Origin of the sequence: Mesorhizobium sp. M1334, from assembly GCF_040317995.1 — a bacterium.
In the GTDB taxonomy this organism is placed as follows: Bacteria; Pseudomonadota; Alphaproteobacteria; order Rhizobiales; family Rhizobiaceae; genus Mesorhizobium.
In genome coordinates this window covers 140564-155399 of sequence record NZ_JAMYLM010000003.1, presented here as the reverse complement: position 1 = coordinate 155399, position 14836 = coordinate 140564, and the positions used below count along the sequence as shown (strand labels likewise).

11 protein-coding genes are annotated in these 14836 nt (G+C 63.1%); 6 read left to right on the top strand and 5 right to left on the bottom strand.

All coding sequences use genetic code 11. The annotated features are described in order from the left end of the window. Nucleotides 1-50: 50 nt before the first annotated feature. Nucleotides 51-638 (bottom strand): helix-turn-helix domain-containing protein, encoded by a 588-nt coding sequence (locus NKH17_RS07800; RefSeq protein ID WP_352897200.1) that lies wholly within the window; start codon nt 636-638, stop codon nt 51-53. Between the two features lie 275 nt (nt 639-913). Here NKH17_RS07800 and NKH17_RS07795 point away from each other — a divergent pair, with 275 nt between their 5' ends. Beyond that, the gene (locus tag NKH17_RS07795; RefSeq protein WP_352897202.1) at nt 914-1612 is read left to right on the top strand and encodes a nitroreductase; all 699 of its coding nucleotides are present in this window, start codon (nt 914-916) and stop codon (nt 1610-1612) included. A 21-nt stretch (nt 1613-1633) separates the two neighbouring features. Here the strand turns inward: NKH17_RS07795 and NKH17_RS07790 are convergent, their stop codons facing one another. The 4 genes from NKH17_RS07790 to NKH17_RS07775 form a co-directional block, all read right to left on the bottom strand. After that, on the bottom strand, nt 1634-2212 hold the full coding sequence (locus NKH17_RS07790; RefSeq protein WP_352897204.1) for a sarcosine oxidase subunit gamma: 579 nt from the start codon (nt 2210-2212) through the stop codon (nt 1634-1636). Continuing rightward, nucleotides 2205-5201, bottom strand: a complete 2997-nt coding sequence (locus NKH17_RS07785) for a sarcosine oxidase subunit alpha (protein ID WP_352897205.1) — start codon at nt 5199-5201, stop codon at nt 2205-2207. The genes NKH17_RS07790 and NKH17_RS07785 overlap by 8 nt, the downstream gene beginning before the upstream one ends. After that, nucleotides 5198-5494: a sarcosine oxidase subunit delta gene (locus NKH17_RS07780; RefSeq protein WP_023676536.1), complete on the bottom strand. Its 297-nt coding sequence runs from the start codon at nt 5492-5494 to the stop codon at nt 5198-5200. Before NKH17_RS07780 ends, NKH17_RS07785 begins: the two co-directional genes overlap by 4 nt. Nucleotides 5495-5585: 91 nt before the next feature. Further along, nucleotides 5586-6845 (bottom strand): sarcosine oxidase subunit beta, encoded by a 1260-nt coding sequence (locus tag NKH17_RS07775; protein ID WP_352505738.1) that lies wholly within the window; start codon nt 6843-6845, stop codon nt 5586-5588. 242 nt (nt 6846-7087) lie between these two features. On the opposite strand from NKH17_RS07775, the gene NKH17_RS07770 reads away from it, so the two are divergent. The 5 genes from NKH17_RS07770 to NKH17_RS07750 all read left to right on the top strand — a co-directional run bounded on the left by NKH17_RS07770 (nt 7088) and on the right by NKH17_RS07750 (nt 14822). Continuing rightward, nucleotides 7088-9574: a mechanosensitive ion channel family protein gene (locus NKH17_RS07770; RefSeq protein ID WP_352897207.1), complete on the top strand. Its 2487-nt coding sequence runs from the start codon at nt 7088-7090 to the stop codon at nt 9572-9574. A gap of 149 nt (nt 9575-9723) precedes the next feature. Then, nucleotides 9724-9987: a hypothetical protein gene (locus NKH17_RS07765; RefSeq protein ID WP_254818157.1), complete on the top strand. Its 264-nt coding sequence runs from the start codon at nt 9724-9726 to the stop codon at nt 9985-9987. A gap of 268 nt (nt 9988-10255) precedes the next feature. Next, entirely contained in the window at nt 10256-12817 is a 2562-nt protein-coding gene (locus tag NKH17_RS07760) for a GcvT family protein (protein WP_352477592.1), read from the top strand. A 93-nt stretch (nt 12818-12910) separates the two neighbouring features. Beyond that, nucleotides 12911-13759, top strand: a complete 849-nt coding sequence (locus tag NKH17_RS07755; RefSeq protein ID WP_352738691.1) for a DUF1194 domain-containing protein — start codon at nt 12911-12913, stop codon at nt 13757-13759. 112 nt (nt 13760-13871) lie between these two features. After that, nucleotides 13872-14822: an ABC transporter substrate-binding protein gene (locus NKH17_RS07750; protein WP_352738689.1), complete on the top strand. Its 951-nt coding sequence runs from the start codon at nt 13872-13874 to the stop codon at nt 14820-14822. Nucleotides 14823-14836: the final 14 nt, after the last annotated feature.

Here is a 14836-nt window from a genome sequence, read left to right as displayed (position 1 = left end):
CATGTCGTTGTCCCAAAACCGCCACGCACTTTTGGGCGACATGCATTCGTTCAATAGACAGGCGGCGAAACCACCCAGATGACGACAGCCGGCTCGGCTCCAGGATTGCGCCAGCGGAACGGCTTGCCGTCGAAGCGGAAGGAGTCGCCTTCGCCAAGCCGGTGCCAGACGCCAGCAATTTCGATGTCGAAGCTGCCGGAAGCGACGTAGCCGGCTTCCTCGGTCGGCCGGCGCGCCTCGGTCTTCAGCTCGGCACCCGGGGCGAAGACCGAACGCAGCATCTCGAAGCTACCGCCGAGATCGGGCGACAGCAGCTCCTCCACCAGGCCAGAATCGCTTGTGCCAAGCACGCGTCGGCTGCCGGCGCGCACGACCACGCCGCGCTCGGTCTCGACAGGCACGTCGTGGCTGAAGAACAGGCTGACCGGCACGCCGAACAATTCGGCGAAGGCTCTGAGGTCGCCGAGCGACGGGATCGACAGGCCGCGCTCGACCTGGCTGACCCAGCCGACGGAGCGGCCGAGCTTGAGGCCGGTCTCGGCAAGCGTCAGTCCGCGCGCCTTGCGCAACGCGCGGATGTCGCCGGCCAGCAGCCGTTCGCCGCTGTCTTGTTCCGATCTGGCCGCGGTTGAGGGCAAAGCTGTCCCTGTTTCGGTGAAAAATTCCCAGCAAATTTCATGTGACGGCACGTTTGTGAAAAAATCAAGAGGATTTTCATGCGCCCACAAGATTTACTTGCGCCATTTTGACGGTTCGGGCAAAGGCTCGGCGCACGAGCGGCGAGTGGGGCGTCCGGTCGAGGCGAATAGGCTTATCGGCGTTCAAAAAGACGCGCAAGGATGCTCCATCACTTCTAGTCGGCGCATGATCCTTCCGGAGAATCGGGTCCGGGATCATACGCAAAGGGACGGCCATGCTGGAAAACAACTCCCGGATTGCGGCAGCGATCGTCGATGACGCGATCACCTCGCGCCGATCGGTACGCGCCTTCTTGCCCGATATGATCGACGACGACACCATCCGCGATATTCTCGCCGTTGCCGCGCGCGCGCCCTCAGGCACCAACATGCAGCCCTGGAAGGTCTATGTGACCAAGGGCGAGGTCAAGCAGCGCATCACCGATGCCATCCTCAGCTCGGGCATCCGCGCCGAAAAGGCGGAGTGGGACGAATATCGCTACTATCCCGACCAGTTCTTCGAACCCTATCTGACGCGGCGGCGGGCCAACGGCTTCGGTCTCTACGGCGTGCTCGGCATCGGCCGGCGCGAGGTCGACAGGATGCGCGCGCAGCACGACCGCAACTTCATCTTCTTCGATGCGCCGGTCGGCATGATCTTCACCGTCGACCGGCGGCTGAACAAGGGGTCGTGGATCGACTACGGCATGTTCCTGCAAAACATCATGGTCGCGGCGCGGGGCAGGGGCCTGCACACCTGTCCGCAAGCTGCCTTCGCGCCCTATCACCGGCAGATCAGGCCGGTGCTCAACATTCCCGACGAGGAGATCGTCGTCTGCGGCATGGCGCTCGGCTATGAGGACACGTCCAAGCCCGAAAACGCATTCCGCACCGACCGCGCGCCGCTGGAAGAGTGGGTGACGTTCGCCAGCTAACGTGGCGACGCGCCGCCTGAGTTATTGCACGTCGTAGCCGACTTCCTCGCTGGCGTGGCAGAGTGCCTTCCAGAACGAGCGTGCGAACGAGCGGAACACATAGATATCGAACTGATCGGCCGCGGTGCGCTGGATCTGCGCGAAGACGTCGTGATGCATGGTCGAGCGGCCGGCGCCGATCGGGAAGGCCGGCAGCGCGAAGTCGATGGCGAAGAACTTCGCCAGCACCCACTCGGCCTTCGGCCCGGCGATACGGATCGCGGTGCGGCCGTGCGAAAGGTCGGTGACCGTACCGATGGCCGGAGTGACGACATCGGCAAAGGCCGTCGCCAATCCCTCGGCTTCATCGACAACCGTAAATTTTCCCGGCGCAAAGCCGAACACCGACCTGGCGCCGTTCGTCACACCGCCGCCGGCGCCGTCGGGCAAAGTCAGGCCGGTGACCGTATGGATGCTGGCCATCAACGTCTTCTCCTCGCCGGGCCAGGCGGCGAGCTGCAGAATCGACCCCGGCCTGGTTTCGGAGAGGATGATTTCGACGCCGTAGCCATGCGAGCCCGGATGCAGCACCGGCTCAAGCGGTGATTGGCGTTCAACCATGCATGCGGCTCCCGTCCGGATCGAAGAAATGGTTGGAGACGATCTCGACCGGCCCGAACCGGTTGCGCAACGGGTCGGAAACGTAGGCACGCGAGCCGCGCCGCGCCTTGCCGCCCTTGACCAGGGCAAGCGCGATATATTTGCCGAGCGCCGGCGAATAGCAGCAGGCGGTGATGTGGCCAAGCGAGCCGTGGGGGTTGGCTTCGTCAAGCTGCTCGACGATGTGTGCGCCCCCATTGAGCGGCTGGTTGTCGAGCGAAACAATACCGACGAGTTCCAGGCGGTCGGGTGCGATCAGCCCCTCGCGATCCATCATCGCCGAGCCGATGAACGGCTTCTTCTTCGACAGCATCCAGTCGAGATGCAGGTCGCGTGCCGTGGTACGGCCGTCGATCTCGGCACCGGTGACGTGGCCTTTCTCGATGCGCATGGTGCCCAGCGCCTCCAGCCCGTAGGTCACCAGCCCGAACGGCTTGCCGGCTTCGATGAGCGCCTCCCACACATGGGTGCCGTAACCGGCGCCGGAATAGACCTCGAAGGCCATTTCGCCGGAGAAGGACAGCCGGCAGACCATCACCGGCACGCCGGCGATTTCGCCGTGGACGATGCCCATGAAGGGCAGTGCGGCATTGTCGACGGCGGTGCCGCTGACGCAAGCAGCCAATATCTGCCTTGCCTTCGGCCCGCCGATGGCGGCACCGGCCCATTGATCGGTCACCGAGGTGAGGTGGACCTTCAGCTCCGGCCAGATCACGTCGAGGAAATACTCCAGATGCTGCATCACCTTGGCGGCATTGGCGGTGGTGGTGGTCATCAGGAAATCCTGCTCGCCGAGCCGCCATGTTGTGCCGTCGTCGAAGGCGAGACCGTCCTCGCGCAGCATCAGCCCGTAGCGCGCCTTGCCAACGGCCAGCGTCGAAAACATGTTGGTGTAGACGCGGTCAAGGAATTCCGCCGCGTCCGGGCCTTGCACGGCGATCTTGCCCAGTGTCGAGACGTCGACGATGCCGGCGCTCTCGCGCGTGGCTCTCGCTTCGCGCACATAGGCCTGCTCGATCGTCTCGCCGGGATGGCCATAGATCATCGGCCGGTACCAGAGGCCGGCCGAATACATGGTGGCGCCGTTGGCGACGTGCCAGTCATGCATCGGCGTCAGTCGCTCGGGTTTCAGATCGCCGAAGCGTTCGGCGGCAAGCGAGCCGATCGATACCGCCGAAAAGGGCGGGCGAAAGCGCGTCGTGCCGACCTGCGGGATCGGCTTGCCCAGCGCCTCGGCCATTATGGCCAGGCCTGGTATGTTGGAACTCTTCCCCTGGTCGGTCGCCATGCCGAGCGTGGTGTAGCGCTTCAGATGCTCGACCGAGACGAAGCCTTCCCGATGCGCCAGCCGCACGTCGTCGGCCGTCACATCATGCTGGAAATCGACGAAGCTCTTTCCACTGGCCCTGATCTCGAACACCGGCGCCGGATCGGGATCGCCGGGTGCGGCTTCGACAACCGGCAAGGCCGCCGGCGCGCCGGTTCCGCCCGTCGCGGAAAAACCGGCGGCGCGACCTTCGGCGATCGCCTCGGTGGTGGAGAAACTGCCGGTGAAGGCGCCGGCGCCGATCCATTGCCGTGTTGTAGGTTTCGGCGGCAGGAACGCTTGCAACGTTTCGTTCCATTCCGCCTTGGCGCCGGCCTGGCTGGCCAGATGGATGGTCGGCGACCAGCCGCCCGACATCAGCAGGCAATCGGCGTGGATGCTGCGCGCATCGCCGGAAAGCGCGCCACTCGCCATATCGAAGCGCTGCACCTTGAAGCCGGACAGCGCCTTGCCGCCCTCGGTTGCGATCACCGCGTGGCCAGAAAAGATCTCGGCCTCGGTTTCGCCGGCCAGCTTGCGCATCTCGCTCGAAAGCTCAGGGCGTACGTCGACGATGGCGACGATCACGGCGCCGGCCTTCTTCAGCGCCAGGGCCGCGCGATAGGCGCTGTCATTGTTGGTGAACAGCCCGATCCTGTCGCCGGGCAGCACGCCATATTCATTGGCAAAACGCTCGGCCGCATGCGCCAGCATCACGCCTGGTCGATCATTGCCCGGAAAGACCAGCGGACGCTCCAGGGAGCCGGTGGCCAGCACCACCGACTTGGCGCGGATTGTCCAGTAGCGATGGCGGGGTTCGCCCTTGCCGGGCGTTTCCTTGTGGTCGGTGACGCGTTCGAGCGCAGCAAGCGTGTTGCCGTCATAATAGCCCCAGACCGTGGTGCGCGGCAGCAGGCGGACATTGTCACGGCCTTCGAGCTGGCCAGCGGCGCGCCCCGCCCAGTCGGCGGCCGGCATGCCATCGATCGTCTCGCCCGACCAATTGGCCGAGCCGCCGAAATGCGGCTCGAGCTCGGCCAGGATGACGCGTGCACCCTGATCGGAAGCAGCCCTGGCGGCCATCAGCCCGGCCGGGCCGGAGCCGACTACCAACACATCGCAAAACGCATTCATGCGTTCGTAGCGCGCCGCATCGGGAGCCGTGCCTGCCTTGCCCAGGCCGGCGGCACGGCGGATGAAATGCTCACAGAACATCCAGAAGCGCGTGCCCTTCAGCGGACCGATCACCGGTCCCATGAAGGTCTTGTAGTAGAAGCCGGCCGACAAAAGCTTGCCGCCGAGCTGGTTCACGGCACTGACGTCCCAGGCAAGTGAGGGGAAGCGGTTCTGGCTGATTGCGGTCAGCCCGTCATAGATCTCGACCATTGTGGCGGGAATGTTCGGCTCGCGAACCTCGCCCCGCAACACGGTGACCAGCGCGTTAGGCTCCTCGACGCCGGCGGTCAGCACGCCGCGGGGACGGTGATATTTGAACGAACGCCCGAACAGGGTGACGCCGTTGGCCAGCAGCGCCGAAGCCAGCGTGTCGCCGGCGTGGCCGGTATAGGGCGCGCCGTCGAAGGTGAAACGAATGGTCCGCAGCCGGTCTATGAGGCCGCCGGCCTCGGTACGGCGCGGGCTCATGGCTTGTCCTCGGCCCGGTGCCGCGCAACCGAATTGTGGTCGCCGCGCGCGAACGCGGTGCTGGAGATCTCGTGCGTCAGCGTGTTGCGCACGACCCTGAGATGGGCGCGGCAGCCGCCGGAATGCTGCCAGATCTCATTGTGGTCACCGGCCGGGTTCAGCCGGTCGTAGACATAGGCGTTCCAGGCGTCGAGGTTCTGCGAGGCGGGCTGTGGGCGCTGGCGATTGCCGTCGCCCTGATAGGTGAATTCGATCACGTCGCGCGGGCCGCAATAGGGGCAGGTGATGAGCATGGATCTCTTAAACTTCTCGTTTGACCATGATCTTGTCCGAAAACCGGTTTCCACTTTTCGCTGACGCGGACCTGCGGTTCGGGATCATGGCCTAATGCAGCCGGGGCGTGGCGCCCTGGCCCTTGTCGTCGATCACCAGGCCACGATAGAAGCGGTCGAGCGTGAAGGCCGCGTTGAGATCGTGCGGCTCGTCCTTGGCAATGGTCCAGGCAAAGCACCAGCCGGAAGCCGGCGTCGCCTTGAAGCCGCCATAGCACCAGCCGCAGTTGAGATACATGCCCGGCAGCGGACCGGTGGTGATGATTGGCGAACCGTCCATGGACATGTCGCAGACGCCGCCCCATGAGCGCAGCATGCGGACACGGGCCAGCCCAGGGAACAGCGCCAGCATCTCGCTCATCACCTCATCGACGATCGGCAGGCTGCCGCGTTGGGCGTAGCTGTTGTAGCCGTCAAGATCGCCGCCATAGACAAGGCCGCCCTTGTCCGATTGCGACATATAAAAATGGCCCATGCCGAAGGTCAGGACCGTATCGATGAACGGCTTTAGCGATTCCGTGACGAAGGCCTGCAGCACGTGGCTCTCGATCGGCATCGTCTCGATGCCGGCGAGCCGCATGACTTGCCCGGTGCTGCCGGCCACTGCGACGGCTACCTTCTTGGCGCGGATTTCGCCGCGCGTCGTCGTGACGCCGGTGATACGGTCGCCGTCGCGCAGGAAGCCGGTGACCTCGCAGTTTTCGATGATGTCGACGCCGCGCCGATCTGCAGCGCGCGCATAGCCCCAGGCGACGGCGTCGTGGCGGGCGGTGCCGGCGCGCCGCTGCATCAGGCCGCCGACAATCGGGAAGCGCGCGGTGGCCGAGACGTCCAGTGCCGGAACCAGGCGGGCGATCTCCGCCGTAGTCATCAGTTCGGCGTCGACGCCGAGATGGCGCATGGCGTTGCCGCGCCGGGCATAGTCGTCGAGCTGGGCGGGTGTGTGGGCGAGGTTCAGGCAGCCGCGCTGCGAGAACATGACGTTATAGTTCAGGTCGTGGGCCAGGTTCTCCCACAGCTTCATCGAATGCTCGTAAAAGCGCGTGTTGGCCGGCAGGAGATAATTGGAGCGGACCGCCGTGGTGTTGCGGCCGACATTGCCGGAGCCGAGCCAGCCCTTCTCCAGCACCGCGACATTGGTGATGCCGTGCTCCTTGGCTAGGTAGTAAGCGGTCGACAGGCCATGGCCGCCGCCGCCGATGACGATCACGTCATAGGACGCCTTCGGGTCGGGCTTGCGCCAGGCCGGCCTCCAGTCCTTGTTTCCGGTCAGCGCGTTTTTGAGAAGCGAAAAGGCCGAATATTCCGCCATTCTTATTGTCATCCATTTCAGGCTTGGCGGCAGACTATAGAGCAGGTGGCCAACGCAAAGCCAAGATTGCGCCATCGCTTTTCGACTCCCCGACTTCGATTGACCGACTCCGATTGGCCGAGTTCGATTGGCCGGCTTCGAAAAACGAGACGCCTGGGATGACTTGCCCCGTGATATGAGCCTCTTTATCAAGGACGTGCTCCAAAACTGCCGATGCCGCCCGCGAGTCGCCAGAAAAAAACATGTTCTTTCGTTTACTCCGCCTGGTCTTGATTCTTGCGCTTGTCGTCTCGGCGCCGTCGTTCGTTGCAATGGCGCAGGCACTCGGGCAGGGCGCCGCCGGGTTGATCGCAGACCAGCAGAAGGTCATCCAGAGTCTGACGGCCAAGACCGACGGTCTCGAGAAGAAAATACAGCAGGACGGCCAAGACGATGCCACCCTGGTGGAAATCCGTCTGCAATTGGAGGATCTGTCGCGGGCGGCGCTCACCAGCGCGCTAGCGTTCCGCTCGCGTCTCGGCGATATCAACGATCGGATTGAGGTGCTGGGACCTCCGCCGGCCGCGGGCCAGCCGGCCGAGCCAGACATCGTAACCGGTGAACGCCAGGCCTTGGCTTCCGAAAAAGCCGAGATCAACGCCGTTATTGCCAGCGCGCAGAACCTGTCGATCCGCATCAGTGGGCTGATCGAGAAGATCGGCAACATGCGCAGCGAGCTGTTTCGCAATGTGCTTACCAAGCGCTACGTGCTGTCCGATGCGCTCAGCCCCGAAGTCTTTTCCGACGCCAACGCTGAGTTTTCCGGCTTCTATAAGGCGGTCTCGTCCTGGCTGAGCTTCGCCTTCAAGTTCAAGTTCCAGGCCATTCTTGCCGCGACTTTGATGGCGCTCGCATTCGCTGCAGTGCTTTTTATCGGCGGCCGACGCCTGTTCGGCCGCGTCTTCGAAGCGGATCCCTCCGTCGAGGACCCCTCCTATCTCAGCCGGCTGTCGGTGGCGTTCTGGTCGACATTGCTGCCGACGCTGGCGGTCGGCGCCTTCCTTGTCTCGACGATCTTCTTCTTCAATTATTACAATGTTTTACGCGGTGACATCGGCATCTTCCTGAATTCGCTGGTTGCCGTTGTCGCGGTGGTGTTCTGCGTCAACCGCCTGACCAACGCAGCGCTCGAGCCCCGATTGCCGAACTGGCGTCTGATCCCGGTCGAAACCGGCCCGGCGCGCTGGCTGGTGCGGCTGACGACCGCCATGGCCGTCGCCATCGGCATCAACTATTTCCTATCGGTCGTGAACGACAAGATGGGCTCGCCACTGTCGCTGACCATCGCCAGAAGCTTCATCGCCACCATCATCGTCGGCATCATCCTGATCCTTATGGGCCTACTGAAGCCGTTCAAGGCTCCCGACGGAAGCTGGCGCCCCTGGCCGGCGTGGCTGCGTTACACCGCCATCGCGCTAGGCCTATTCACCATCGCGTCGGCACTGCTTGGCTATATCGGCCTTGCAATTTTCGTCTCGCTGCAGGTCGTGGTCACCGGCACGATCCTGGTCACCGCCTATATCGGTTTCCTGTCGGCGCGGGCGATCGGCGAGGAAGGCGGGTTCGCCAAAACTTCGATCGGGCGCTGGCTAGCGGCCAATTCAAGCTACGAAGAGACCGCCCTCGACCAGCTCGGGCTTGTCGTCAGCGCCGCCATCAACATCATGATTGTGCTGGTGTTCCTGCCGCTGATCCTGTTGATGTGGGGCTTCCAGCCCGGCGACATTCAGGCCTGGGCCTACAAGCTGGCGACCGGCCTCACCATCGGTTCGGTGACGATCTCGGTCACCGGCATTCTCACCGGCGTCGTCGTCTTCATTATCGGCTATTTCCTCACGCGCTGGTTCCAGGGCTGGCTCGACGGCTCGGTGATGGCGCGCGGCCGGGTCGACACTGGCGTGCGCAATTCGATCCGGCTGGCGGTCGGTTATGCCGGCGTCGCGGTCGCGGCACTGGTCGGCATCTCGGCGGCCGGTATCGACCTCTCCAATCTTGCGCTGGTCGCCGGCGCCCTGTCCCTCGGCATCGGTTTCGGCCTGCAGAATGTCGTCTCGAATTTCGTGTCGGGCCTGATCCTTTTGGCCGAGCGGCCGTTCAAGGTCGGCGACTGGATCGTCGCCGGTGACATCAGCGGCACGGTCAAGAAGATCAGCGTGCGCGCCACCGAGATCGAAACGTTCCAACGGCAATCGGTGATCCTGCCCAATTCAAACCTGATCAACAATGCGGTCGGCAACTGGACGCACCGCAACAAGCTCGGCCGGATCGACATCAAGGTCGGCGTTGCCTATGGCAGCGACGTCAAGCAAGTGCATGGCGTCCTGCTGGAGATCGCACGCAGCCATCCGCTGGTGCTGAAGAACCCGGAACCCTTTGTGTTGTTTTCCAATTTCGGCCCGGCCGCGCTCGAATTCGAGATACGCGTGTTCCTGGCAGACGTTCTTAGTGGCAATATCGTCCAGAACGACATCCGCTTTGCCATCTTCGATGTGTTCGCCGACCAGCATATCGAAATTCCGTCGACACCGCGCGCCGTCGTCGAGACCAAAAAGCACGAGGCGTGGCCGATCGACGACGACAAGATCGAAGTCGAATTCGCCGAGCGGGAACAAGCAAAAGCTCTAGCGGCGGTCGAGGCGAAACGTCTCGCCAAGTCGGCACGCAAGGTCCGCAAGCCCGATCCTGACTAGCAGCGTGCCTTCAAGTCTTCGGAAACCAATTGCGGCATGAATGCGGCATTCAGTTGCTGTTCAGCTTGCATTGCATATAAGCTCACCTGCAAACGGCGAGAATGCCTTGCGAAATGCAACAGAGGCGGTGGCAACACCGATACTGCAAAATGTGGAAGTCTCTCGTCGCCGCCATCGCTTTTCTGGCCGTGGGCGGTTCGGCCCATGCCGCCAGCGCGGTCAACAAGGACGCCGAGACCCGCACGCTGATCGTGACGGAAGGCGGCGGCAAGACCGAGCTGGCGCTGGCCGCCGGCGAAACCGTGGAATTTTGCCCGAGCGGCTGTTTTGTTACCTTGCCGAATGGCGACCTCGAGGCGCTGACGGGTTCGGAAACCGTCGAGATCTCGGGCGGCGTCGCGCGCATCAAGTAAAGTCGACGCCATGATTTTTGAAGGCCGGGCAAACGCCCGGCCTTTTATTTACTTCCAGTAATCGGCGATGAAGGTATTCACTTTTCTTCGAAGCTGCGCAGAACGGGCTCTAGCAGCGCTTTCGTACCGAGCAGGGTGAAGGCGTAGGTCCAACTGCATTCGACGAGCTGGTGGCGCGGGCTTTTTTGGCGATGTCGCAAACAGGCTGCAAGCGCGCCGCCGCGCCGACCTATAGTCTGCTCGCAATAGCATCTTGGAGTCGCGGGCAATGGCAGGGTTTCCGGAAAAGGCGAAGGTCGTCATCGTCGGGCTGGGCGGCATCGTCGGCGCATCGGTCGCCCATCACCTGATAGAGCGCGGATGGGACGATATTGTCGGCATCGACAAATCGGGCATCCCGACGGATATCGGCTCGACGGCGCACGCCTCCGACTTCTGCTACACGACCAGCCATGATTTCCTGTCGTGCTGGACGACGCTCTATTCCATCGATTTCTACGAAAAGATGGGTCATTACGCTCGCATCGGCGGCCTCGAGGTCGCACGCGTCGGAGACGACGCCCGCATGGCGGAAATCAAGCGCAAGATCGCCTCGGCGAAGGCCTTCGGCACACGCGCCCGCCTGATCGATCCCGCCGAAATCAAGGAAAAATTCCCGCTGATCGAAGAACAGATGGTACAGGGCGGCCTGTGGGATCCCGATGCCGGCCTCGTCATCCCGCGTTCGCAGACAGTCGCCGGCAAGCTGGTCGACCAGGCGGAAGCCTCGGGCAAACTCAAGGCGTTTGCCAACACCTCGGCCAGGTCGCTCGTCATCGAGAACGGCCGCATCAAGGGCGTGGTGACCGACCGCGGCACCATCCAGGCCGACTACGTCGTGGTCTGCACGGGCATCTGGGGGCGGCTGATCGCGGAAATGGCGGGCGAGGACCTGCCGGTCATGCCGATCGACCACCCGCTCACCTTCTTCGGGCCGTACACCGAGTTCGCCGGCACCGGCAAGGAGATCGGCTGGCCGCTGCTGCGCGATCAGGGTAATTCGGCCTATATGCGCGATACCGGCGATCCCAAGACCGCCGAAGGCGGGCAGATCGAATGGGGTTATTACGAAGAAACCAATCCGCGCCTTTGCCATCCGCGCGATATTCTCGAGAAAAACGAGGCACGGCTTTCGCCGTCGCAGCGCGATCTCGACATGGAGCAGATCCTGGCGCCGCTGGAGCGGGCCATGGAACTGACGCCGATCCTGGGCGAGCTGGGCTACAATGAGAGCCATTCCTTCAACGGGCTGCTGCAGGTGACGGCGGACGGCGGTCCTTCGATGGGCGAAAGCCAGAAGGTGAGGGGCCTCTGGTATGCCGTGGCGATCTGGGTCAAGGACGGTCCCGGCATGGGCAAGCTCATCGCCGATTGGATGACAGACGGCCGCACGGCGATCGACCATCACGCCATCGACTATTCGCGCTTCTATCCGCACCAGACGAAAGAGCAGTTCATCTGGGACCGCTGCACTGAAACGGCGATGAAGGTCTACAATCCGGCGGTCCATCCGCGCGAGCCCTTCTCCAAGGCTCGCAATGTCCGCCGCTCGCCGTTCTGGGAGCGCGAGAAGGAACTCGGCGGCTATTTCATGGAGCTAGGCGGCTGGGAGCGCGCCCATGGCTACGCCGCCAACGAGCATCTGCTCGAGAAATACGGCAACCGGGTGCCGGTGCGCCAAAACGAATGGGATAACCGCCACTTCTGGCGCGTCTCGAACGCCGAGCATCTCGCCATGAGCGAGGATTGCGGCATCGTCAACCTGTCGCATTTCGCCATGTACGACGTCGAAGGCCCGGACCATGTCGCGCTGATGGAATGGCTGTGCGCGGCAAAGATCGGCGGCGACAACAATACCGGCAGGGGCATCTACACCCATTTCCTCGACGAGGAAGGCATGGTGCGCGCCGACCTGACCGTCATCCGCATGGCCGACCGCTGCCGCGTCATCGACGGCGCCGATGCCGGGCCGCGCGACTTCCAGTACATGCGCCGGACGGCAGAAGACAAAGGCTTCGACGTTACCGTCACCGACGTGACCGAGAAGTACGTGACCATCGGCATCTGGGGTCCGAACGCGCGGGCGACATTGAGCAAGTGCGTGGAAAACCCCGACGGGCTGACGCCGGAGAATTTTCCCTTTGCCGCGATCAAGCCCGTCAGGATCGCCGGCAAGGACGTGACCGCCTTCCGCATCTCCTATGTCGGCGAGCAAGGCTGGGAACTGCACATGCGCTACGAGGACGGCCTCGCTGTCTGGGACGCGCTGCGGTCGACCGGCGTGATGGCCTTTGGCGTCGAGACCTATGCCAACAGCCGCCGTATGGAGAAGAGCCTGCGCCTGCAAAACGCGGATCTGTTGACCGAATATAATCTGCTGGAAGCCGACCTTGCCCGACCGAAGGTTAAGGAGGCCGATTTCTGCGGCAAGGCAAAGCATCTGGAATATCGCGCCCGGGTGCACCAGCCGGCCATGCTTTGCACGCTTATCATGACGGACAATACCGATTCCAACGGCGTTCCCCGCTATCCGGTCGGCACGATGCCGGTGATGGACCCGCAAACCGGTGAGACGCTCGTCGACGAGCTCGGCCGCCGCTCCTTCACGACCTCGGTGGCCTATGGTCCGACCCTCGGCAAGAACATCGCGCTCGCCTACCTTCCCTGGGCGTATTGCCAGGAGGGCCGCAAGCTGAACGTCGAATATTTCGGCGAGAAATACCCAGTCGAAGTGGCCGCCGTCGGCTACAGGCCGCTCTATGACCCGGAGAACCTCAATCCGCGCAGCTAAGCATTGGGGCGGTCGCAAAAATGTGACCGAATGAGCCCGGCTCTCCACCGGGCTTTCTCTTTGTCGATCGGCGATTTTCGCTTAACGTGCGGCATGTCTGGTTTTGCCAGTGCAAGACATTTCGTCTCGGGTGCCGCCGCGCTGGCGTCGGTGCTATGGCCGGCGGCAATCTCCCGCGCCGCCGAGCCGGTCGATGTCGAACTGGTGCTGGCAGTCGACGTATCCTTGTCCATGTCGCCGGACGAGCTCGAAATCCAACGTCATGGCTATGCGGCGGCGCTGACGCATGACGATGTCCTGCAGGCAATCGGCGAAGGCGCTCATGGCAAGATTGCCGTCACCTATGTCGAATGGGCTGGCGCGACCTGGCAGCAGGTCGTCGTGCCGTGGACGGTGATCGCCAATCGTGCCGACGCCGAACGGCTGGCAGCGCAGCTTTCCGCTCATCCGCCGGCCAGTGCCAGGCGCACCTCGATCTCCGGCGCGCTGGAATTCGCCAGCGATCTCTTTGCCGAAAGCGGCTTCCAGGGCGTCAAGCGGGTGATCGACATTTCGGGTGACGGCCCCAACAACCAGGGCGCACCTGTCGATATCACCCGCGACGCCGTGATCAAGCAGGGCATCACCGTCAACGGCCTGCCGCTGATGACCAGGGGCGGGTTCACCAGCGCCTACGATGTCAACAATCTCGACCGCTACTACAGCGACTGCGTCATCGGCGGGCCGGGCTCTTTCATGATTCCGGTCAATGACTGGACGCAGTTTCCGGAGGCCATCCGCCGCAAGCTGGTGCTGGAGCTTGCCGGTCCGGCCTCGCCGCAGCGAGCGGCGGAAGAGGCGGCGCATCCGCCATTGGTGCTGGCACAGGACATCCCCGTCACCGACTGCCTGGTCGGCGAAAAAATGTGGCGCGATCGCAGCTGGATGTACAACACCCGCTAATGGCGAAGTTTGCTGCCGGTGGTGACATACCGCAGTGCAGCATCTGCTTCATTGACAAGGCTGTGCGCGTCTGTGACACAATTCTCCATCCGAACAAAAAAGGGGAACCGACATGAACAAGATCGGAATTCTTGCAGCAAGCTTGACGCTTGCCGTCGGATTGTCCGCGCCGGCCACCGCCGCTACATCGGTCAGCATCGGCATCAGCGGATGGACGGGCTTTGCGCCGCTGACGCTCGCCAAGCAGGCCGGCATCTTCGAAAAGCACGGCCTCGACGTCACCTTGAAGAAGGTGCCGCAAGCCAGTCGGCCCCTCGCCATCGCCAGCGGCGACCTGCAATGCGCCGCCACTACGGTCGAGACCTGGCTGGTCTGGAACGCTAACGGCGTGACGACCAAGCAGATATTCCAGCTCGACAAGTCCTACGGCGCCGACGGCATCGTCGCCCGCAACGACATCAAGACCGTCGCCGATCTCAAGGGTAAGTCGGTCGCGTCCTCGGCACCGGGCACGTCGCCCTATTTCATGCTGGCCTGGGTGCTCAACAAGAACGGCATGTCGACCAAGGACGTGACGGTCGTCAACCTGGAGCCGGACGCGGCGGCGCAGGCGTTTCTCGCCGGACAGAACGATGCGGCGGTCACCTATGAGCCGTTCATCTCGGCGGTGCGCGAAAAGTCCGACCAGGGCCATATCCTTGTGACCACTCTCGATTATCCGATGGTGCTCGACACGGTCGGCTGCACGCCGGAGTTCCTCAAGGCCAATCCGGATGCGGCCAAGGCGCTTGCCGACAGCTATTTCGAGGCACTTGACCTGATAAAGAGCGACCCGGCGAAATCCTATGAGACAATGGGCGCCGACGTGAAGCAGTCGGCCAAGGAGTTCGAAGAGTCGGCAAAATACCTGAAATGGGCCGACAAGGCTGAAAACAAGCAGTTCTTCACCAAGGAATTCCAGGACTTTTCCAAGACCGCCGGCGAGCTTCTGCTGCAGATGGGCTTGATCAAGGAAGCGCCCGACGTATCGACATTGGCCGACACCAGCGCCGTCGCCGACTAACCGGCAGGATTGTC

Coding starts and splice junctions, on each gene's coding strand:
- NKH17_RS07770 (WP_352897207.1), top strand. CDS start 7,088: ATGTTCTTTCGTTTACTCCGCCTGGTCTTGATTCTTGCGCTTGTCGTC.
- NKH17_RS07780 (WP_023676536.1), bottom strand. CDS start 5,494: ATGCTCATCACCTGCCCCTATTGCGGCCCGCGCGACGTGATCGAATTC.
- NKH17_RS07760 (WP_352477592.1), top strand. CDS start 10,256: ATGGCAGGGTTTCCGGAAAAGGCGAAGGTCGTCATCGTCGGGCTGGGC.
- NKH17_RS07790 (WP_352897204.1), bottom strand. CDS start 2,212: ATGGTTGAACGCCAATCACCGCTTGAGCCGGTGCTGCATCCGGGCTCG.
- NKH17_RS07750 (WP_352738689.1), top strand. CDS start 13,872: ATGAACAAGATCGGAATTCTTGCAGCAAGCTTGACGCTTGCCGTCGGA.
- NKH17_RS07795 (WP_352897202.1), top strand. CDS start 914: ATGCTGGAAAACAACTCCCGGATTGCGGCAGCGATCGTCGATGACGCG.
- NKH17_RS07755 (WP_352738691.1), top strand. CDS start 12,911: ATGTCTGGTTTTGCCAGTGCAAGACATTTCGTCTCGGGTGCCGCCGCG.
- NKH17_RS07775 (WP_352505738.1), bottom strand. CDS start 6,845: ATGGCGGAATATTCGGCCTTTTCGCTTCTCAAAAACGCGCTGACCGGA.
- NKH17_RS07785 (WP_352897205.1), bottom strand. CDS start 5,201: ATGAGCCCGCGCCGTACCGAGGCCGGCGGCCTCATAGACCGGCTGCGG.
- NKH17_RS07765 (WP_254818157.1), top strand. CDS start 9,724: ATGTGGAAGTCTCTCGTCGCCGCCATCGCTTTTCTGGCCGTGGGCGGT.